Origin of the sequence: Lentimicrobium sp. S6 (assembly GCF_013166635.1) — a bacterium.
Lineage (GTDB): Bacteria > Bacteroidota > Bacteroidia > Bacteroidales > UBA12170 > UBA12170.
Genome location: NZ_JABKBZ010000020.1, coordinates 20,026 through 41,197 on the forward strand (window position 1 = coordinate 20,026; position 21,172 = coordinate 41,197).

Consider the following 21,172-nt stretch of genomic DNA (forward strand, 5'->3'; position numbering starts at 1 on the left):
TATTTTTGTAATTATTTTAGCCCTAAGTACTTATAAAATATTTTCCTATCTCCATAAAGCTTTAGAAATAATTTAGCTTTGTGATTAGACTTTCGTAATTTTTTTTGAATAAACCAGGAGTTTAGGAAATCTCTGATATAGAAAAAGGCGCAAATGAACCTATTTGCGCCTCAATACAAACCATATTTAACCAAAAAATTTAATATGCAGCAAAATTAGGAAATATGAGCATACAAAAAAACCCTTTTTCCATTTTTTCAACAAAATAGAATCAGTCTAATAAAAATATTTTGCAACCAATTGATATTATAACATTTACAATATTTGCAAACGTTTGTTTTTTTTATTTCTTAAAAATGAAATCCAACCATAATCACATACCTAAATCCTACTCCTGGAGCATCGAAACGCCCACCCTTATTTATAGCATCAATATCTACAAATGTTTTCATCCAGGGATACTTTTCCTTAATCCGCTCCTTTATATAATCATAAGCTTCCGATTCCTCATCAATCTCTATTTCCCCAGAAACCTTTACCATTCCATAATAATAGGTAAAACTAGGTCCTATTAATATCATATCGAGTGTTAACCTTTCCCAAAAAACAAATTGATAACCCAATTCAAAACCCAAACTAGTCATTGAAAAAGCAGCATCTATGTCAAAATCGTTTTTAATGACATCAGAATTACCAAAATGCACATTATTCCCAAAAGCATAGCGATAGTAGGTCATATACGGGCCAATATATACTCCATCAGGGGCTTGCCTAGCATTTCTTTTCGATAAATAAAATCGATAATCTAAAGAGGTAGTAAAGCCCAAGCGATTGCCTTTACCAGTGGTAATAACATCATTTGATTTATCAGAAAGAAACTGTGGAAATAGCAAAAGTCCCAAATTAACCGACATACTTTGGTTTGGAGTTATCAACCGCTCATAGCCCAAAGTCAGGTTATTGGTATTAATAATTAATGGTGTTAAATTTAACCTAATGGTATTCTTTTTTTGTTTGTAGGTACTTGAATCAGATGTAGCTTGACCATATGATAAGTTAACCAACAACAATACTAATAATAACAGACTTATTTTTTTCATGATGTGAATTTAGTAATTTTTAGGGTTAAAAAAAACCATTTGTAATACAATAACAGATTACAAATGGTTTTTTTAAGATTTAGTGGTATCTTAAGATTCTCGTAAAATTTCTCCTACGTCAGACATCATTTTCTTAGAAAGGTTTTCCGCCATATTAGTAGAATTGCTTTCTGAATATATTCTAATGATTGGCTCTGTATTCGATTTCCGTAAATGAACCCAACCATCTTCAAAATCGATTTTAACACCGTCTATGGTTGAAACCTCTTCTCTCTCATATTTCTTGGCAATCTTAGCTAAAATATCGTCCACATCCATTTCTGGCTCTAGGTTGATTCTATTTTTTGAGATAAAATAATCAGGATAAGAAGAGCGAATCATACTCACTTTTTCTTTCTTCTCAGCCATTAGACTTAAGAATAGTGCAATTCCAACTAAAGAATCGCGCCCATAATGCAGTTCTGGGAAAATAATTCCGCCATTACCTTCTCCTCCAATGATAGCATTTGTAGCTTTCATCATCTCAACCACATTTACTTCTCCTACAGCAGAAGCTTTATATTCTACACCATGCTTCTTCGAAATATCTCGCAAGGCTCGTGTACTGCTTAAATTGGAAACCGTATTTCCTTTTTTCTTAGATAATATGTAGTCAGCGACAGCTACTAATGTATACTCCTCCCCAAACATTCCACCATCTTCGCTAATAATAGCTAAACGATCCACATCTGGATCCACAACAAATCCAACATCAGCTTTTCTCTTTACTACTTCATCTGAGATTGCAGTTAAGTTTTCTGGTAATGGTTCAGGATTATGCGGGAAAATGCCATTAGGCTCATCGAACATTGGGATGATGTTTTCCACTCCTAGAGCAGTTAATAAGGGAGGTATAGAAATTCCACCAGTAGAATTCACCGCATCAAAAGCCACTGTGAAATTTGCTTTTTTAATGGCATCCACATTCACTAAATCTAGCTCTAAAATCTTTTGAATATGCTTATCAATCTGTGTATCGTCAGTAGATATGGAACCAATATCATCTATGCCTTTGTATTCAACATGACCATCCTCAATGGAATCTAACAGCTCTTTTCCTTCTGCAGCTGAAATAAACTCTCCTTTAGCATTGAGTAGTTTTAATGCATTCCACTGCTTAGGATTATGACTTGCTGTGAGGATAATACCACCTTGAGCTTGCAATTCAATAACAGCCATCTCTACTGTTGGAGTAGTACTCAATCCGAGGCTAATGACCTCCACTCCCATCGCTACAAGCGTATTATTGACCAATGCTTCTACCATTTCGCCACTTAATCGGGCATCTCGTCCAACTAATATTTTTATTTTTTCTTTTCCTGAAGATTTATATATGAACTGAGCATAGGCTGAAGAGAAGGCTACGATATCAGCTGGAGTAAGGCTTTCACCTTGTTTTCCACCAATTGTTCCGCGAAAACCAGATATAGATTTTATTAATGTCATAAGGAGTATTTTGATGTTTGGCGTTAATTTTCGACAAAAATAGAACATTTCCATTTTAGTAGCACCAATTTTCATAATTTTGCGGCCAATAATTTTATTTATGAGCGAAGAATTTGATCAGTTTTCAAGTGAGGACCTACAAAATATGGAAGAGAGATTTTTTCAGATGAAAGAGTCTAAAGGTACTATATACTTTGATGTAGATGAATATGAGGCCCTTATTGATTTATTTTTTGAAAAAGATGATACTGAAAATATAGAAATTGTATTAAACCATGCCTTGGAGCAACATCCTGGCAATTATGACTTTCTATTGAAGAAAGCTCAATTATTTGCCATGTATGGACAGGATGAACAAGGCCTACAGATATTAGATGACCTAAAAGGTTTTGCCGCCGATGCTGATTATTTTATGATTAGAGGTACTTTATTATCTAATCTACAGAAATATAGAGAAGCTATTGAAGAGTACACTAAAGCCCTCAATAGTGGTCAGGATTTGGAAGAAATATATGCTAATATTGCTTTTGAATATGAAAATTTAGAGCAATATGACAAAGCCATAGAGTATTTAACCAAGGTGGTGACCATTAATCCAGAAAACGAAGCAGGATTAAATGAAATAGGAATTTGTTTTGAAATGAGTAACCAGTCTGAGAAATCAGTAGATTATTTCAATAATTTCTTGGATAAACACCCCTACTCTCGTTCGGCATGGTTTAATTTGGCTATTGCATTTAATAGCCTTGGAAAAAATGAAAGAGCTATTGATGCCTACGAGTTTTCATTGGCCATTGACGAAAATCAGCCCAGCGCCTTTTTCAATATTGCCAATATTTATGCCGGACTTGAAAACCACCCGAAAGCTATTGATTATTATCGACGAACCCTATCCAAAGAATCCCCCGATGCCATTACCTATTATTACATGGGCGAATCTTACGAGAAAATGGATAGGTTTGATGATGCCTTAGAAGCCTATTCTAATTCACATCATATCAATACCGGATTTCATGAAGCCTTATTGGGAATGACCAGATGCTACTATAGTATTGGTGATGAAGAGGAGGCCTTCAAGCAATTAGACCTTGCCATAGAAATGGACGAGCCTTTTCCTCTATTTTGGAGCATTAGAAGTTTGAAGCTGGACGAGTTGGGTTTCTTTAAATTGGCTCATACGGCACTCTCCAGACTTGTACGTCAATATCCTGATGAGATAATATATAGTCTGAGTATGGCTGTGCTTTATAATAACCACGACCTGGAGCAATCTATTAGAATCCTCGATGATATTATTAGTGAGCAAACTGATTCTGATAAGCAGGCCTTGGCTCTCTTTCTTAAAAGTCTATATTTATTAAAACTTGGTCAGAAAGAAGAGGGCGTAAAATGTTTTAAGAAAGCTATTGCATTAAATAAAGAAGAGTTTAGCAATCCTTTAATTCAAAGCGAATTAAACAATAACCAACATGACATTTTAGTGGATTTAATCAAAAAACACGATTTATAATCTTCTATAAAAGCATTATACCATCAAATGATTTTTTTGTATCTTTATTAGAAATTACATTATATGAAAGAGTTTATCAGTCTGTTTTTTAAAGGAATGGCAATGGGAGCTGCCAATGTAATCCCTGGAGTTTCGGGAGGAACCATCGCATTAATCACAGGAATATTTGAGCGATTAATCAATGCTATTAAATCCTTTAACCTGAATGCCATAAAGTTATTGTTTTCAGGAAAGATAAAAGCCTTTATCGAACATACTGACCTTTACTTTTTAATTGCTCTTTTCTCGGGTGTGGCCGCATCAATTATATCTGTAGCTAGGCTTTTCGCTTTTCTATTCGAGAATTACCCCGTTTATATTTGGTCTTTCTTTTTTGGATTAATTATTGCCTCGGTTATTTTTGTGGGCAAGACTGTGGAAAAATGGAAAATCAGTGTAATTATCTCTTTCATCATTGGAGCTATTGCTGCCATGAGTATTACCCTCCTCACTCCTGCTTCAGAAAATGATGGCTTTATATATTTGATGCTTTGTGGTGTGGTGGCTGTTTGTAGTATGATACTTCCCGGATTATCTGGCTCTTTCGTTCTGATACTAATGGGTAATTATCAACTGGTGATGATTGATGCCATCAACGATATGAGACTCGATATTTTATTACCAGTGGTATTAGGTGCTATGGGTGGTTTATTGGGATTCTCCTATATCCTTTCTTGGGTTTTTAAGAAGTTTCGCGACCAAACCATCAGTACCTTAACTGGATTTATTTTAGGTTCTTTAGGTATCATTTGGCCTTGGAAAGAAGAAATCATCAAAAACTTCAGTGGCAAAGAAAAAGTGGTGGGTTACGATTATCACCTTCCAGCTTTGAATATGGAATTTTTCGTAGCATTAGGGCTGATAATAGCTGGTTTTGTAGTGATTTGGTTGATGGAAGTTCAGGCTTCTAAGAGTGGAAAGAGTGAGTAGAAGTATTTCTTATCAAGATGTATTTCAATACCGTCTGCCCTGATTTTTTATTCGAGAATCCACACTATCCCAAAATGCTTGGGATAAAAACAACTTAACCTTAAGATTTAGCCGTTTTTATTATCAATAGTATTTGTCAATTCCACCAAATCCTTTAATTAGCTTATTCTCTTTTGTCTTTTCAATGAAGTTATTCAATCGTTTATCAAATTCATCAGGCCTTTTCTGACACTGTCAATTTATGCAATTCTGATTCGCTTATATGGTTCTGAAAGAATCTGATAATTCTTCCAAACCATCTTATCTACTTTTAACTTTTTTATGATGTCTTCCGGAAATACGAATTCCTGTTGAATTATTTCTAAAACCTTATTCCTAACGGAGTCGTGAATCAAATGGTTTTCAAAAAGCCATTTTAAACGTTCAACATTTGGTTGTGAGAAAGACGAATACTTTCGTCTTTTACAAAATCTTTGAATAGTAGTCTCATCATTTAGTGATTTAACCGTGCTGTCAATCCATCCAAAGCAAAGCACTTCTTCAACCGCATCATTATACAAAATTCGTATCTTGCCTGTCTTCTTTAATGGATATTCCAACCAAATATCATCTTCGACCTCAAAATTTGTTTTGAGCCAATTTCTCCATTCTTTTCTGTCAATAAAGTATTTTGTTGATATATCGTTCATTTATTTAATTGCTGCCAAGGGCTGTTTTCATCTAAAAACCAACGAAAATCCGAAATTCTGACCAAATATAAGGCCTTTTATTTTGTCATTCATTAATTCTCTTTCGTATCTAGCTTATCCAAAACACGACGCGTACCAAAACCTACTACTATGCATTTTTTTTATTTTGTCATAGCATACACTTGACATGGTTTTCCTGTCGAAGTATTTTTAATATCGATCTTAATTTTGATCTTGGTTATTAATTCTGCAATAGACTGGTTCATAAAAATATTTTCAACAACAAAGCAGCCATTAGCCTCACATTTCTTATCGAATTTTATATGCTCATTGCCATGATTTCCAATGCCACAAGCATCTATTAAAATAAATCTTGGCTTTAAAGACAAAATAAAATCAAGAACCTTTTCTGATAGAAAGGTATTTACTTCACCGTATTCTTTTGTGCCATATCCAAATTTATTCAAGACATTTGTATAGAGAATAAAAGCTTTACCTTCCATATCCATTTTTTCCAATTCATTTATTTCAGGCATATGCTTAAAACACTTAATTAATTCCACTTCTAATTCATATACAGATTCACTGGGTGAGGCTGTATAACAATCAATATGTGTACCAATATGTCCTAAAGCATTTACAGAATCCGATTGTGTTTTCGCCCATAAATATGACGGATGCTCACTAGATAGTTCTAAACTTAATTTATGTATCAATACTTTTTCTTTTTAATTGCCCACAAAATTCAAATTCTTTTTGCGGGCGTATTAATATATCCAGTTGGCATTAGCGGAGTAAAATCTTCTTCAGCTGTACAAAATACCAACCATTATTACAATTCATTATTCCCTAGTTTTATTCTTTCAAAATGAATTAAACAAAAACAAAAATGCATGGAGAACACAGTATTATGATGCCTTACTGCTTTTTCTTCTGTCGAAACAACCACTCTATCATTAAAGGATCGCTATAAGCCGCAATCCATGAGAAATGCCCTACTTCAGGATAATAAGTAAGTCCGGGATGCGCACCAACATCTATCAAGGCCTGCAGCATATCCACAGAATACTGAGGATCAACCGAAGTATCCTCAGCTCCATGAAAAATCCAGATTGGAATATCTTTAATTAGAGGAGCGGTGGTCGGGTCTCCTCCGCCACAAACGGGAACTGCTGCAGCAAATAAATCAGGGTATCGAGCCATGGCATCAAAAGTACCTAAACCTCCCATTGATAATCCTGTAATATAGATGCGTCTTGTGTCTACGGAATAGTCTTTTATAAGTTGTTCGATGAGTTGAACAAGTAATTCCATAGGCTTGGTTGGGATATCTTGCATTTGGATGCTGCCACTTGTTTCATCAAAAAGAAAGTTGGCCCAGCTTTCACCTGAAGGACATTGAGGAGCCACCACAAATGAACTATGCATTTTCATTTGTTCACTAGTGGCAAAATTCTTCACTCCCCATTTTAATTGTGCCTCGTTATCGTTTCCCCGCTCACCAGATCCATGAAGAAAAACCACCAAAGGAAGCTCGCGCATGGTATTATAATCTGGAAATAGAAATCTATAATTCAGTGTATCTTGTCCACTAACAAACTTCTCTAAACTAAAAAGTGAAGGCTGAGCGTAGCCAGTAAAAGAGTTAAATAAAAGAATTTGTGCTACGATAAATACCCATATTATTAAGGAAGACGTTTTCATGCTTTCTGGTTTTGAAAATGTTCAATTTTATTAAAACTCACCTCATGTAAATAGCTTTAATATTAAGCTTTTTTAGTAGTTGTAGTAATTCTTTTCAATTCACTGATAAGGTTTTTTTTAGTTTCTATATCAGAAGAAGAATGCCCTGCATTAGTTATATTCAATTTTGAATTATTTAATTTGGAATGCAATCGAAATGCTTGTGTTGGTGGACAAATAAAATCGTATCGTCCTTGTACTATGGAAGTTTTAATATGGGCAATTTTATCAATATTATCCATGATATAATCTTCAGGAATGAAGCAGTTATTTTTAATATAATAAGCCTCGAGTATGGCCATAGATTTAAATGATAAGGTATTTAAGGAATCCTTAGGATCTGCTATTTTATTGATGGTATAAAAAGACATCTCATAATAAGCCCATTCGTAAGCATATTTATCACTCCTCTCTTTATTGTTCGATAGCATTTGTTCCAAATAGTAATTCACCGGATTTTCTCCTTCGGGTACTAATTTGGCAAACCGGTCCCAAACATCTGGAAAGAATTCCTTTATTCCCCCATTTATATAATGATCCAATGCATATTTATTGGCTAGCCATATTCCTCTCAACACCAAACCCAATACTCGTTCGGGAGAATGGATGGCATAAACCAATGCCAGTGTACTTCCCCAAGAACCACCAAAAACATAGACCTTATCAAAACCCAAATCATCCAGTATTGTATTTATATCTCCAATGAGGTCTTGTGTAGTATTGTTCTCAACGGAGCCAAATGGTTTACTTCTAGACGTTCCTCTCTGATCGAAAAAAATAACATTATACCTTTTTTTATTAAAGAATTTCTTGTCTTTATCTGAAAAACCAGCTCCAGGTCCACCGTGCAAAAAAAGCACAGGAATTCCTTTGGGATTTCCATATAACTCAAAATACAAGGAGTGATTATTAGAAATTTCTAGATAGCCTTGTTTGTATGCTTGATCATTTTTTTGTGTTGTCATAGTTTAAGATTATAATATTTGATTTTATTTGAGTGATTATATCCACCAAAAGTATTATATTTCTTGTAAGAGTCTATTAACTCTTAGTACCAGAAGTATCCACATCATCAATTCAGATACAACATGGAACTTTTGTAAATTTAATAAAATATTTTATGTGATAAAAAGGTAATAAAATACCTTTACGTATTCTCTAATATCAGTACTAATTCATAATCCTATTCTTTATTTGAATTTTATTTATTTTCAGAAACCAGAAAGAAAGTATAACAATCAATCTAATTATAATAAGTCAGACTACAAATCATCTATTAAAAGCTTAGCTGCGGCCACGGTCACAGAAACTTGATAATAAAAGCCTAAGTTTATTCCTGTTTTAATAGAACTGGTAAAATAATCTAAATATAATTCATCATTATTAAAGGGTAAACATAAATATTTGAGCTTGTTTTCGTCTTTTTTTAGTTTTTCACAAATAGTTAGAATAGCTTTTACCTCTTGACTTTTAACATCAACTAGCAACCTATAATCATATTGATATACCTGCTCAAATGTAGTTTTCATGAAAGGTAATAACTCATAACCATCTAAAACCTTATTTTTTTTTACTACTGAATATTCTTCAGTGAGAAAAGCATATTCAGTTTCATTTGTCTTTATTACACTTGATGTAAAACTAAAAACATTTGGTATCTTACTGCGAAGAAGACGGATTGAAGTATTAAAAAGGATACTTGATTTTGAGTATCTTAAATTTTGTACATCTTCAGCAAATTCATTCATAAGTTCCTCATTATTTATTGGCATACATAGGTACTGAACCTTATGTCTTTTATTATCTTTCCCTTTAATTATTATTAAGACTGCTTTTACTTTCTGAGTATTAACTTTTTTAAACAATTGGAATTCGCAAGAGTACTCATCATTATTTGCTATTTTGTTTGGATATATCTTATAACCATCTAACATTCCAAAGTTATTTTCTTCATTATACTTTTTTGTAAGAAACTCATATTCTTCATTTGTTGTTTTAATTGAACTTTCTTTTTTAACACTTTGGGCAAAAGAAATAATAGATATGAGCAATAAAATGATTGTATTTATATTCTTCATTAATGATAATGGCTTATGCTTGTTGGTTTTAAATGTTTGCTAAATTCGAATACAAAAGTGTATTTCAAATTTAACTCTATCCAGCAAAATTAACTATTCAGTTCAGTTACTCAAAATATATACTAATAAATATACATGTTAAATCTTACCAAATAATTCCACTTCATGCTCTCACAAACCAAAAAAATCACTAACTTTAATTGCTTTATTAATATTTAGAATACTAATTTTCAATTATTTCGGTTTTAAATGAAGTACAATTATTGGAAAGATTTTAATGCGAAAAGGACTTATCATCATATTAATCAGTTGGGTTTTCATAAACCAAGCTTCCACACAAGAAATGGCAGGCTTGGTTCATTCTAATCATGCTGGTACCGATGTGCTATTTTATAACCCAGCAGGCATGCATCATCAAAAAGATTGGCTTTCGATACATTTGATTACTGCCGATATTTTTCTTTCCAATGATTATCTATATTTGTCCAAAGAGGAATTCAAATTCTTTGACCTCATTTCCGGCAACTTAGATATACCAATGCATCCCACAGGATATAGTAATGGTGAAAGGCCATTTTACATCTACGATAAAACGGCGAAAACAAGACTCGATTTCGATATTAAAATACAAGGCCCTTCAGCCATGTATGTCAAAAACCAGCATGCCTTTGGTATATTTACAGCGGCTAAAAGCTTTATGCATATCAGAAATATTACTAAAGAACTCGGAAAAACCATTTACTATGGTTTTGGTTACGGGCCTCAACATGATGAAGCTTATAATATTAAGAGTTTTAATACCAGCTATATTGGATATGGAGAAGTTGGTATTAGTTATGCGTATCAACTCAATCAACTTTTATTTAACAATTGGAATTTTGGGATTAGTATAAAAAGATTATTTGGTGTGGGTGGAACCTATTTTCATGCCGCAAGCTCAGAATATAATGTGGTAAATGATACTACTCTCGATATTTATTCTCTAGATGCGAATCTGGGTTTTGCCTTCCCCTCTGATTATGATACGGATGAATTTCCATCAGGGGCTCTAATAAACGGGAAAGGCTGGGCTTTTGATTTAGGTGTAGAATATCAGGCGTTACTAGACAGGCAAGGCAAAACGCAAACGACAAGAACCTGTGGGCAAAGACATTACGATTATAAATACAGAATCGGGGTGAGTTTAATGGATATTGGATATATTAGTTTTAAAAATAATGCCCAGCTTCACGAATATGCAAATACAGACTATACCTGGGAAAACATAGATACTTCCAAATACGAAAATTGGAATGCATTTATTCAAGACATCAGCTATCGTTTTTATGGAGATCCGAATGCCACCTTAAAAGATACCAAATTTAAAATGTGGCTCCCCTCCTCTTTAAACATCAATGCAGATTATAATTTCGAAAATGGAATATATGCCAATGCTAGCTTTGTATATAATTTTCCTTTTAATGGTAATTATATGCGAAAACCAACCATAATTTCATTGACTCCGCGCTATGAGAAGCCTAATATAGAAGTAAGCTTACCCCTAAGTCTTTATCAATGGAAATATCCGAGAGTTGGCTTGGCAGTTCGCTTGTACTATTTCACCATTGGTAGTGATTATTTCACCTCCTTAATGGGTTGGCACGATTTCAATGGAATGGATTTATACTTTTCTATTAAAGTAAACATAGGCAAAGGAAGCTGCGAGAAAAGAAATAAAATTAATCCTTGTGGTGACGCATTTAATAAGTTCCCTTGGTCGAAATAAAATTATTGAGAGCTCTGAATTTGAAACTTAAGGGTTATTTTTTATTGTGTCTTTGAAATGGAATAAGTCAACAGTGAACAACTAAAAGTTAATAGTTGTAGAACTATTAGCTACTAGTTATTAACTTCAGACTGTAAACTAAAATTCCCTACTTTTATAAACTAAATAATCTATCATGAAAAAATTCATATCAATACTCATTATTTTGGCTTTTTGTTTTCAAGTAAATGCTCAAGAAACCAAATCAAAAAAAGAAATTAGAGCTGAGAAAAAAGCTCAAGAAAAAGCTGAACAAGATGAACATAGGTTGGTTCAGGAACAATGGGTTCTGGATACAACTTTTGTATTGGAAGCTCAAAGAGTAACAAATAAGATTGGGGAGGTTTTTCAATTAAACTCCACTATCAATTTTGTATATGTGAATAATGGGAAAGCTACTATCCAATTAGGTTTTGATCAGTTAGTGGGTTGGAATGGTGTAGGTGGTATGACCATAAGTGGAAGAATCACTAAATATGAAATAGAGGATGAAAAGAAAAACAAACCCATCTTCATCAGAATGAGCATACAAGGCTCCACAGGAATGCAAGACCTCACCATTTGGATCAGCAGCAATGGAAACGGAGAAGCCACCATAGTAGATATGAGAGGGAATAGAATTCAATTCTCTGGTGATATTGTTTCTGTAGATAAAACTCGCACTTTTAAAGGCATGGAACTTTACTAAATGAATCGTTAACAGTGAGAGCTAGCAGCAAATAATTGTTGCAAATAAGTGATAGGTTTATATAAACTATTATCTATTAATGAATAACTATCATTTTCGTTATCCTTACCTAAATAAAATTTTAATTTTAACAATATCCTTCCAAATATTTATATAATTTCGCAGCCATGTTGACGGTTCTCTCCAAAGATTTCTGAGGAGGGTGAAAAGGGAATCCTGTTTAATTCAGGAGCTGTTCCCGCAGCTGTAAGTCTATAACATTTGAGACTCTTAATGCCATTGTATCTTTTATAGATATGAGAAGGCCACTCAAAATAAAGACAAGCCAGAAGACCTGCCCAAAACACGAATTTCAAAGCTTTCGGGATAAAAGCTGTAGATCGATGGACCTTCCATTTTTCTTCAATCGTTCCTGTGAGTTTTGAGGAATAAATTTTATTTATCCTTAAAACAATTTAAAATGAAAAAAAATTACTTTTTGGCTCTATTATTACAAGCATTTGTAATATTAGGAATAGGGCAATCTGTCAACCAAATCGTGGTGGGCAATGGCGGAATTTATAATAATGACGCCGACCATGTGATGGTCACTGGTATAAACCCAGAAACCTATACCTCCACCCTTATTGGTGAAGTGGTAAAAGAATCCATGCAAGATTTAATAGTGGTTGGTGATTATGCCTATGTGGCTGCGGAAGACAGCTTGGCAAAGTTTAACCTGATTACCAATACTAAAGAAATAGCTATCTATCATGGTTATTTAAGTAGATTATATTATGCCAATGATATGATTTATGTGAGTTTAAGAAGTGATGCAACAGGTGTTCCTGCTGATGGTAAATATTTAAAAGCCTTCGACATGAATTTGAACCTAGTATATGAAGCTGAAGGAATTAGTACTGATGCTGCAGGAATGCTGATGTATGAAGATTCCTTATACGTTGCAGTTTCTGGTGACTGGGCAGCTACTGAAGGGAAATTGGCAGTAACAAATAGTGATTTAAGCTTTGTAAGAGAAATAAACTTAGGTACTGATGCCGTAGGAATTATTGATTTATTTGAAGGAGAAAACGTTATTTATAGCGTTAATAAATCACCTTATGGTGCCACAACAGGTTCTATTTCTACCTATAACATTGCTACAACTACTTGGAACACTCAATCACTTAATCATGTGGTTGGTAAAGGTGTTAGAAAAGTCGGAGACCTCCTCTATTTGGGTTTAGATTATGGTATTGGTTCATATGATTTATCAACATCAACGGTTGTTAATAATCAAATTATTGCAGACCCAGGTTCAGCCAGTTACATCAATATTGCTGCTGCTGTTTTTGATGAAATCAATGAACGTTTTTATGTGACTATTACCGACTATTTTTCCCTAGGTGAGGGAAGGGTTTATGATATTGATGGGACTGTTTTAGGAAACTTTGAAGCCTCTGTTTCAGCTGAAGCAATGGCAATTCATTATGCCAACAACACAGGGCTTTCCACTCTAAAAAACAATAGCTTAAACATTTATCCTAACCCTTGTCAAAACTTCATTCATATCGGAGCATATCAACAATTGAATTGGATAGAGATTTATAACCAAACAGGTCAATTGATCAAAAGAATACATAATCCTCAATCTTCTTTTATTGAAGTTAACGAGCTTAAAGCAGGAATTTATTTTATAAAAACTCAATCACAAAGTGGCATTCATGCAGCTAGGTTTTTGAAAAAATAAGAGAATCGAATAAAAAATCAAGGCTTTATTTAGCATGATTTCATAAGAAAAGAAAATACACGATTAATAGGCTTCCACAATCATTTTGTGGAAGCCTTTTTTTTAAGAATAATTTTACAATTATTGGACATTCTAATTATTTTTCATATATTTACCTAAGAGATTTTATAGAAATTTAGAACTCGAAATGAACAATTATAAGCTAGAATACCAAAAAGATGAGAATAACCAAATGAATCAACTTACCTTTAGTGGTGAGCTATCCTTCGGTCATATTCAATATATTAAAGATGAAACAGACGAATATACCCGTGTAAACAAGCCCCTTCAACTGATCATTAAAGATGTGGAAATGCTTGATTTAAGCTTTATTCAGTTTATTATTGCCTTAAAAAACCATCATCCAGAAAATAAAATCACATTAAATATTAATGATGAAATACTAGATCTCATCAAAGTATCTGGATTTTACGAAATATTAATATCATAAAATAAGAGATGAAGAAGACCATAATAATCGTTGATGATTCAAACAGTATCAGGAATTTAGTGGAGTTTACTCTAAATAACGCTGGATTTCACGTGATTTCTGCTACCAATGGCAAGGAAGCATTAGAACTATTTAATGGACAAACAGTGCACCTTTTACTCACTGACCTTCATATGCCCATCATGAGCGGAATGGAATTAATAGCAGAGGTAAGAAAACTTGAGGAATACAAGTATGTACCCATCCTCTTTTTAACCACTGAAACTCAAGTAAGTATTAAAAAAGAAGCCAAGGATCTTGGAGCAACGGGGTGGATAGTGAAACCATTTAATGGAGACAAATTAATTACTACTATTAGAAAAGTAATCAGATAATTAGAAACCTATGGAAATGGACGAACTCATACAAGGATTTCTAGATGAAGCTAATGAACTCATAGTCAACATTGAGGATTCTCTTTTCAATTTAGAAAAGCAACCTGATGACCAAGAAGCTATAGCCTCTGTTTTTAGGGTCATGCATACCTTAAAAGGTAGTGGTGCTATGTTTGGCTTTTCATCTGTATCTTCTTTTACCCATCATCTAGAAAGTATATATGAGCAAATTCGTTCCCACAAAATCAAGCTTTCTAAAGAAATTCTCAACCTTACCTTCGAATCTATCGATCTTATTAAAAAGCTTTTAGAAACGACTGAAGCACCTACCGCAAGTGTAAAATTAGAATATGACCGACTTATCACTGAATTCGAGATTATTTGTAATAATCATCCTGCTCAAGAAGCGCCAATTAAGGCTTTAGAAAAAATTGAAATCGATCAGACTCCAACATATTATATCTGTTTTGAACCTAACGAAGGTATTATGCAAAACGGAACAAACCCTTTATACCTTATTGATGAACTGATTTCTTTAGGGAACGGAAAGGTATTTACCCACATTGAGAATATTCCCAATTACAGAAATTTATTGGTGAAAAACTGCTATGTAAGTTGGGAAATTATCTTGAATACAAAAGATGAGCTGAGCGATATTTTAGATGTTTTTATTTTTGTTGAGGATGAAAGCAAAATAGAAATACAAAAAATTAGTGATATCAATTTATTAAGACACCTTGAGTTTGTCGAACAACTACCCAAATACATAGGAAGTAGCGAAGGAAGTGCCATATTAGAATTACAAGAATTTGCTTCACAACTAGAAATTTCTCAAGCAAATAACACAGCCTCCAATGCTAAACACATAGCTCCCATTATAGAAGAATCATTAGAATTAAAACTTGAGGAGGACAAAAAAGAAGAAATTACTAACCTAGCCAAAGACATAGACCAAAAAAATGAACAAGTAAAAATAGAGGAGCCTAAAACAGCTGAAACCGTTGTTAATCTAACCACAACCACTGAAACTTCAACAAAAAGCAAAGGTAGTTCTAGTATCCGAGTAAGCAGTGATAAAGTAGAAACATTAATCAATTTGGTGAGTGAAATGGTAACCATTCAAGCACGCTTGAGCCTTTTGTCAAAAGAAGCACAAAATCCAGAGATTATAGAAGTGGCCGAAACCTTAGAGAAACTTACTCGTCAACTTCGTGATAATGCCTTTGAGATCAGCCTAATTCCTATTTCTAGTTTAGTCACCAGATTTCAACGCCTCATTCGTGATTTATCCAAAGAACTAAATAAAGAGATTGAATTTATTGCCGAAGGAACCGATACGGAATTAGACAAAACTATTATCGAGAGCCTAGCGGATCCATTGATGCATATTTTTAGAAATGCAATAGATCATGGCATAGAAAGTACCGAAGACAGGTTGAAATCTGGTAAAACGGCAAAAGGCACCCTCAAATTCAAAGCATATTATTCGGGCACCAGTGTTTATATTGATATTATAGATGATGGGCAAGGAATAAACACCGAGAAAGTAAAAGCTAAGGCTCTATCACAAGGACTAATAAATGAGAAGCAAAACCTCAGCACAAAACAAATTAACGAACTCATTCTTTTACCTGGGTTCTCCACCGCAGACAATGTCACCGATATTTCTGGGCGAGGAGTAGGCATGGATGTGGTGAAGAAAAATATCAATAAAATACAGGGTGAAATTGAAATCAATTCAGTGCTAGGACAAGGAACAACATTTTCATTAAAACTTCCACTCACGCTTTCTATCATCGATGGGCTATTGGTAAGAATAGATAAAATAGAATATATCATTCCAATCTTGGTGATTAAGAAAGTATCACCAATGAGACACCAAAATGTTTCCAGTGCATTTAATAATACCATCATAATTGATGGGGAACAACTACCTTTCTTAAACTTAAGGGAAGAGTTTAATATACAAACCAAAGCACCCGATTTAGTAGAAGTTGTAGTAGTGAACTATGGGAGTAGGCAAGTTGGAATTATCATTGATAGAGTGATACGAGAATCACAAGTGGTGGTAAAATCCATTGGCAAACACTTTAAAGACCAAGAAATAATTTCTGGTGCCAGTATTATGGGTGATGGAAGTGTGGCTTTGGTTTTAGATACAAACAAGATAATAGATAAATACTCAAGATAATTTTATGAAAAAGCTTTCGTCATATCTAACCTTTCAACTGGGAAAAGAGAAGTTTGCTGCAAATATTGCAAATGTACTCCATATACTTGGCGTTCCTCAAATTACTGAACTACCCAATTCCCCTGCTCATATTAAAGGTGCTATCAATTTACGTGGAAAGGTACTTACTGTAATTGATCCTCACATGAAATTTGAAATTGAAAGTCAAGAAATCACCAAAAACTCATGTATTGTAGTCTTAGAAATGGAATATGAATCGGATAGACTGGAGATAGGAGCCTTAGTAGATTCCGTTGACAAAGTGATTGAAATAACTGAAAATGAGTTATTGCCTCCTCCTGATTTAGGAACAAAATTTAAATCAGAATATATTGAAAATGTCATCAATATAAATGATGAATTCATTATGGTACTCAATATAAAAAATGTCTTTACTTCAGAATATTAATATTAAAAAAATAGAAAACTACATCATATGAAAAATCTAAACGTTTCAACCAAGTTGATCATCCTTATCATTACCATGGGAATTATGGGAACATTTGTTGGAATTTTTGGCATTAACAAAATCCAACAAACTAATGTCAAACTCGAACAAACCTATAAAAACGCTTTGATCCCATTTCAGTATCTGAAAAACATTTCAGATGTGTATGCTATTGAAGTACCCAAAACAGTGGATAAAATATATGCTGGCGAACTGAGCTGGTTGTCAGGAAAAGAAAAAATTGAATTAGCCTTAGAAAATGCAAATCTTCAATGGGCAGAATTTAAGAAGCTCCCTAAGCAAGAAAGAGAAAATATGATGGTTTCAGAACTAGAGCTTCAATTTATTAGTGCTCAGGCAAATCTCGAAAACCTCAGACAAGTCTTGATTTCTAGAAATTCTGATGCCCTGAAAAATTACAATACCAGTAGCTTGAATTTGGTCATCACACCTATTAGCAGAAAAATTCAAGAACTCAGTAAGTTTCAAATTGAAAAAGCAGGTGTGATTTACGAGAAGAGTCTCGAGAATTTCAGGACAGCTGTCATTACCTTTATCATTATCCTATCCATAGGTGTGGTAGTAAGTATGCTAATGGCTATCTACATATTAAAAGGAATCAATAATTCTTTAAAAACAGCAAACGATACCATCGATAAATTATCCAAAGGTGATTTAAGTGTGGTCATTGAAGAGCAAGGCGATTATGACTTTGGAAGGTTGATAAATAATCTACGTCATTTATCTGAAAGACTAAAAGATGTTTTGGTCACTGCTCAAACAGCCAGTGCCAATATCGCCATCACAAGTCACGAGATGAGTAGCAACAGTCAACAAGTAAGTCAAGGCGCCACAGAACAAGCCGCATCAGTAGAAGAAATGGCCGCTAGCATGGAAGAAATTTCTAGTAATATTCAACAGAATACTGACAATGCACAAAAAACTCAAAAAATATCATCTAAAGCAGCAGTAGAAATTGAGGAGGGGAGCCAAAATATCAATATCACTGTAGATAGCATGCAAACTATTGCTGAGAAGATCAGCATCATCGGTGAAATTGCCTTCCAAACTAATATTTTAGCATTAAATGCAGCTGTGGAAGCCGCACGGGCAGGTGAACATGGAAAAGGATTTGGAGTAGTTGCTGCCGAAGTGGGTAAACTAGCCGAAAGAAGTAAAATTGCTGCAGCAGAAATAGACGAGCTTAGTAAATCGGGTGTAGATATTGCCTTAAAATCGAAAACCATGCTTTCCAAATTTGTTCCAAGCATTGAGGAAACTTCAAAACTTGTAGAAGAGATTAGTAATGCCAGTGTAGAACAAAATGCAGGTGTGGAACAAATCAATGATGCCATTCAAATGCTAAACCAAGTGACGCAACAAAATGCAGCCTCAAGTGAAGAAATGGCAACTGTTTCAGAACAACTAAGTGCTCAAGCCGAACAACTTAAGAAAACTATTTCTTTCTTTAAATTAGGAGATGCAGTTGATATTCCTTCTGAGCAATATAATCAGCAACGTCCAACCAAATTTATTGAACCCAGTCGTCAAACTTATAGTCCACCAAATAACACCTATAAATCAGAAGGATTTGATCTAGACCTGTCTAAAGGGGATAAAATGGATGATGACTTCGAAACATTTTAAACTGTGAACTACCAAACCAAATCAACGGCATATAAAGCTCAAATGAGCCTGCTTGAGTTCAGGAAAATTAGTGAATTTATCCAAAATAACTTTGGCATCAAACTCCCCGATCAAAAAAGGATCATGGTTCAGGGACGTTTGCATAAACGGCTGGCTACATTAGAAATGACCAGCTTCGGGCAATATGTTCAATATCTATTTTCAGAGGAAGGCATGCGAAAAGAAATCCCTGTAATGGTTGATTTGATCTCTACCAACAAAACCAATTTCTTCAGAGAAGCTGTCCATTTCAATGTACTTACAGATGTGGTATTAGAGGAATTTACCAAATCTAAATCATATAGCACATTTAGAGTATGGAGTGCTGGTTGCAGTAGTGGTGAGGAAGTCTACACTTTAGCCATAGTCATTAATGAGTATTTACAAAATCACAAAGGTTATAATTACCGCCTGTTTGGAACTGATATTAGCCGTAGAATGCTTGAAAAAGGCAACAAAGCCATATACGATACTAGAGATGTGGAAACCATCCCCTTCCATCTGAAAAAAAAGTACTTACTCAAACATAAAAACAAACAGATTCAAAAGATTAGAATAACACCAGAGCTTAGGCATAAAGCGGATTTTGCCTATTTGAATTTCATGGATCAAGAATATAATGTAAATCAGATGTTTGATGTGGTTTTTTGTAGAAATGTTTTGATATATTTCGAGAAAAAAGTACAAGAAGAAGTCATCAGAAAAATACTAAAAAACACAAAACCAGGAGGATACCTCTTCCTTGGACATTCAGAGTCTATTAATGATATGGACCTACCTTTAGAAAAAATATCTCCAACTGTGTTTAAGAAAAAAAAGCAATAATATGGATACAGAACAACATAACGAACAAATATCTAGACTTAAAGAGGAAAATGATTATTTGATGAAACAATTAGAAAAGACCAATGAGAAGCTCAAAGAATCTGATGCTTTCAAAAGTCATTTCATCTCCAATATCACCAATGAAATCATTAATCCATTTGCATCCATATTAGGTATATCAAAAAATATAAGCCTTCTCGACGAAAAAAGATTAAGCCAGATACATAGCATGTCAAACCTTATTTATAATGAAGCTTTTGACCTTGATTTTCAATTGCAAAATATTTTTTCCGCTGCTAAAATAGAATCTGGCGAAATGAATATGGAATTATCCTCAATAAATCCAACGGAGATAGTAGAAGAAATAATAGAATCCTTAAGATTTAAATCGGAAAAGAAAAATCAATACATAGAACTTGAAATCGATAACCATCTAGCATACAACCTAGTCACTGATAAAGACAAATTTCAAATCATAATTAAAAACTTAATTTCCAATGCCATTATATTTGGTTATGAGAAAACCAAAATTAGTGTAACTATGAAACAAGTTGAAGAAAAGTTAATGGTACAAATTTCCAATATAGGCGACCAAATGGATGAAGAGGAATTGAATCTCATTTTCGATAGGTTCACTAAATTAGACAAAACCATCAACAGCATAAATCAAGGGCATGGCTTAGGCCTTAGTGTGACTAAAGCGTATCTTGAATTTTTAGAGGGCGAAATAGAAGTCTATAGCAATGAAACCGAAGGTAATGTGTTTAAAATATTTATCAGTGCTATTGCTAACGACGAAGATACTTTGATTAGAGAGGACGATTTATTTATTGATGATTCAGAACTTTTTTAATGGGAGATCAGTCAAAAATATTCATCTATCCAGGAAAGCTTTTCGCATCGAAAAGCCCCATCCTCCTATCCACTATTTTGGGGTCTTGTGTAGCAGTTTGCTTATACGATGACGTGAAAAAAATAGGTGGAATGAATCATTATATGCTGCCTCTTTGGAATGGAGAAGGCTTAGCATCTCCCAAATATGGGAATGTAGCTATAGAAGCATTAATTACAAAAATGTTATTCTTTGGATGCAAAAAAAGAAATATAAAAGCCAAGGTTTTTGGTGGAGCAAGCGTTATCAAAACCAACCACGATTTATATAATATTGGAGAGAGAAACATACAATTAGCAGAACATATTCTAGAAAAAGAAAATATAAAGATAGTAGCCAAGTCTGTAGGGGGATTTCATGGGCGGAAAATATTAATGAGTACCGATAATTTTCAGGTAAGACAGAAATACATCGAAAAGAAAAACTTTTAAG

General features: G+C 33.8%; 19 protein-coding genes, 1 pseudogene and 1 riboswitch. Of the genes and pseudogenes, 13 read left to right on the top strand and 7 right to left on the bottom strand.

The window, feature by feature from the left end:
- Nucleotides 1–350: 350 nt before the first annotated feature.
- Entirely contained in the window at nucleotides 351–1,100 is a 750-nt protein-coding gene (locus HNS40_RS08790) for a DUF3575 domain-containing protein (protein WP_172279793.1), read from the bottom strand.
- 90 nt (nucleotides 1,101–1,190) lie between these two features.
- A complete protein-coding gene (glmM, locus tag HNS40_RS08795) occupies nucleotides 1,191–2,585 on the bottom strand; it encodes a phosphoglucosamine mutase (protein WP_172279795.1) in 1,395 nt (464 codons plus the stop codon).
- Between the two features lie 100 nt (nucleotides 2,586–2,685).
- Between glmM and HNS40_RS08800 the strand changes: the two genes are divergently transcribed.
- A complete protein-coding gene (locus HNS40_RS08800; RefSeq protein ID WP_172279797.1) occupies nucleotides 2,686–4,095 on the top strand; it encodes a tetratricopeptide repeat protein in 1,410 nt (469 codons plus the stop codon).
- Between the two features lie 63 nt (nucleotides 4,096–4,158).
- Nucleotides 4,159–5,064 carry a DUF368 domain-containing protein gene (locus tag HNS40_RS08805; protein ID WP_172279799.1) on the top strand — a complete coding sequence of 302 codons (906 nt, stop codon included), beginning with the start codon at nucleotides 4,159–4,161 and terminating at the stop codon, nucleotides 5,062–5,064.
- Between the two features lie 123 nt (nucleotides 5,065–5,187).
- Here HNS40_RS08805 and HNS40_RS08810 read toward each other — a convergent pair.
- The 5 genes and pseudogenes from HNS40_RS08810 to HNS40_RS08830 all read right to left on the bottom strand — a co-directional run bounded on the left by HNS40_RS08810 (nucleotide 5,188) and on the right by HNS40_RS08830 (nucleotide 9,574).
- Nucleotides 5,188–5,753: pseudogene (locus tag HNS40_RS08810) on the bottom strand (YdeI family protein).
- Nucleotides 5,754–5,914: 161 nt separating this feature from the next.
- The gene (locus HNS40_RS08815; protein ID WP_172279801.1) at nucleotides 5,915–6,469 is read right to left on the bottom strand and encodes a hypothetical protein; all 555 of its coding nucleotides are present in this window, start codon (nucleotides 6,467–6,469) and stop codon (nucleotides 5,915–5,917) included.
- Nucleotides 6,470–6,671: 202 nt separating this feature from the next.
- Complete coding sequence (locus HNS40_RS08820; protein ID WP_172279803.1) at nucleotides 6,672–7,457, bottom strand: prolyl oligopeptidase family serine peptidase; 786 nt, start codon at nucleotides 7,455–7,457, stop codon at nucleotides 6,672–6,674.
- 62 nt (nucleotides 7,458–7,519) lie between these two features.
- Nucleotides 7,520–8,461 carry a prolyl aminopeptidase gene (gene pip / locus HNS40_RS08825; RefSeq protein WP_172279805.1) on the bottom strand — a complete coding sequence of 314 codons (942 nt, stop codon included), beginning with the start codon at nucleotides 8,459–8,461 and terminating at the stop codon, nucleotides 7,520–7,522.
- A gap of 297 nt (nucleotides 8,462–8,758) precedes the next feature.
- Nucleotides 8,759–9,574: a hypothetical protein gene (locus tag HNS40_RS08830; RefSeq protein WP_172279807.1), complete on the bottom strand. Its 816-nt coding sequence runs from the start codon at nucleotides 9,572–9,574 to the stop codon at nucleotides 8,759–8,761.
- A gap of 277 nt (nucleotides 9,575–9,851) precedes the next feature.
- On the opposite strand from HNS40_RS08830, the gene HNS40_RS08835 reads away from it, so the two are divergent.
- The 11 genes from HNS40_RS08835 to HNS40_RS08885 all read left to right on the top strand — a co-directional run bounded on the left by HNS40_RS08835 (nucleotide 9,852) and on the right by HNS40_RS08885 (nucleotide 21,171).
- Nucleotides 9,852–11,339 carry a DUF5723 family protein gene (locus HNS40_RS08835; RefSeq protein ID WP_172279809.1) on the top strand — a complete coding sequence of 496 codons (1,488 nt, stop codon included), beginning with the start codon at nucleotides 9,852–9,854 and terminating at the stop codon, nucleotides 11,337–11,339.
- A gap of 175 nt (nucleotides 11,340–11,514) precedes the next feature.
- Complete coding sequence (locus tag HNS40_RS08840; RefSeq protein ID WP_172279811.1) at nucleotides 11,515–12,066, top strand: DUF4251 domain-containing protein; 552 nt, start codon at nucleotides 11,515–11,517, stop codon at nucleotides 12,064–12,066.
- A gap of 157 nt (nucleotides 12,067–12,223) precedes the next feature.
- Nucleotides 12,224–12,423: riboswitch (cobalamin riboswitch) on the top strand.
- 103 nt (nucleotides 12,424–12,526) lie between these two features.
- Complete coding sequence (locus tag HNS40_RS08845) at nucleotides 12,527–13,795, top strand: T9SS type A sorting domain-containing protein (RefSeq protein ID WP_172279813.1); 1,269 nt, start codon at nucleotides 12,527–12,529, stop codon at nucleotides 13,793–13,795.
- Between the two features lie 187 nt (nucleotides 13,796–13,982).
- Complete coding sequence (locus HNS40_RS08850; RefSeq protein WP_172279815.1) at nucleotides 13,983–14,285, top strand: hypothetical protein; 303 nt, start codon at nucleotides 13,983–13,985, stop codon at nucleotides 14,283–14,285.
- A gap of 8 nt (nucleotides 14,286–14,293) precedes the next feature.
- Nucleotides 14,294–14,659 carry a response regulator gene (locus HNS40_RS08855; protein ID WP_172279817.1) on the top strand — a complete coding sequence of 122 codons (366 nt, stop codon included), beginning with the start codon at nucleotides 14,294–14,296 and terminating at the stop codon, nucleotides 14,657–14,659.
- 16 nt (nucleotides 14,660–14,675) lie between these two features.
- The gene (locus HNS40_RS08860; RefSeq protein WP_172279819.1) at nucleotides 14,676–16,850 is read left to right on the top strand and encodes a chemotaxis protein CheA; all 2,175 of its coding nucleotides are present in this window, start codon (nucleotides 14,676–14,678) and stop codon (nucleotides 16,848–16,850) included.
- A gap of 4 nt (nucleotides 16,851–16,854) precedes the next feature.
- Nucleotides 16,855–17,298 carry a chemotaxis protein CheW gene (locus HNS40_RS08865; RefSeq protein ID WP_172279821.1) on the top strand — a complete coding sequence of 148 codons (444 nt, stop codon included), beginning with the start codon at nucleotides 16,855–16,857 and terminating at the stop codon, nucleotides 17,296–17,298.
- Between the two features lie 27 nt (nucleotides 17,299–17,325).
- Nucleotides 17,326–18,984, top strand: a complete 1,659-nt coding sequence (locus HNS40_RS08870; protein ID WP_172279823.1) for a methyl-accepting chemotaxis protein — start codon at nucleotides 17,326–17,328, stop codon at nucleotides 18,982–18,984.
- Between the two features lie 42 nt (nucleotides 18,985–19,026).
- A complete protein-coding gene (locus tag HNS40_RS08875; RefSeq protein ID WP_172279896.1) occupies nucleotides 19,027–19,848 on the top strand; it encodes a protein-glutamate O-methyltransferase CheR in 822 nt (273 codons plus the stop codon).
- Nucleotide 19,849: 1 nt separating this feature from the next.
- Nucleotides 19,850–20,701, top strand: coding sequence for a sensor histidine kinase KdpD (locus HNS40_RS08880; RefSeq protein ID WP_172279825.1), 852 nt, complete (start codon nucleotides 19,850–19,852; stop codon nucleotides 20,699–20,701).
- The gene (locus tag HNS40_RS08885; RefSeq protein WP_172279827.1) at nucleotides 20,701–21,171 is read left to right on the top strand and encodes a chemotaxis protein CheD; all 471 of its coding nucleotides are present in this window, start codon (nucleotides 20,701–20,703) and stop codon (nucleotides 21,169–21,171) included. The genes HNS40_RS08880 and HNS40_RS08885 overlap by 1 nt, the downstream gene beginning before the upstream one ends.
- Nucleotide 21,172 lies beyond the last annotated feature (1 nt).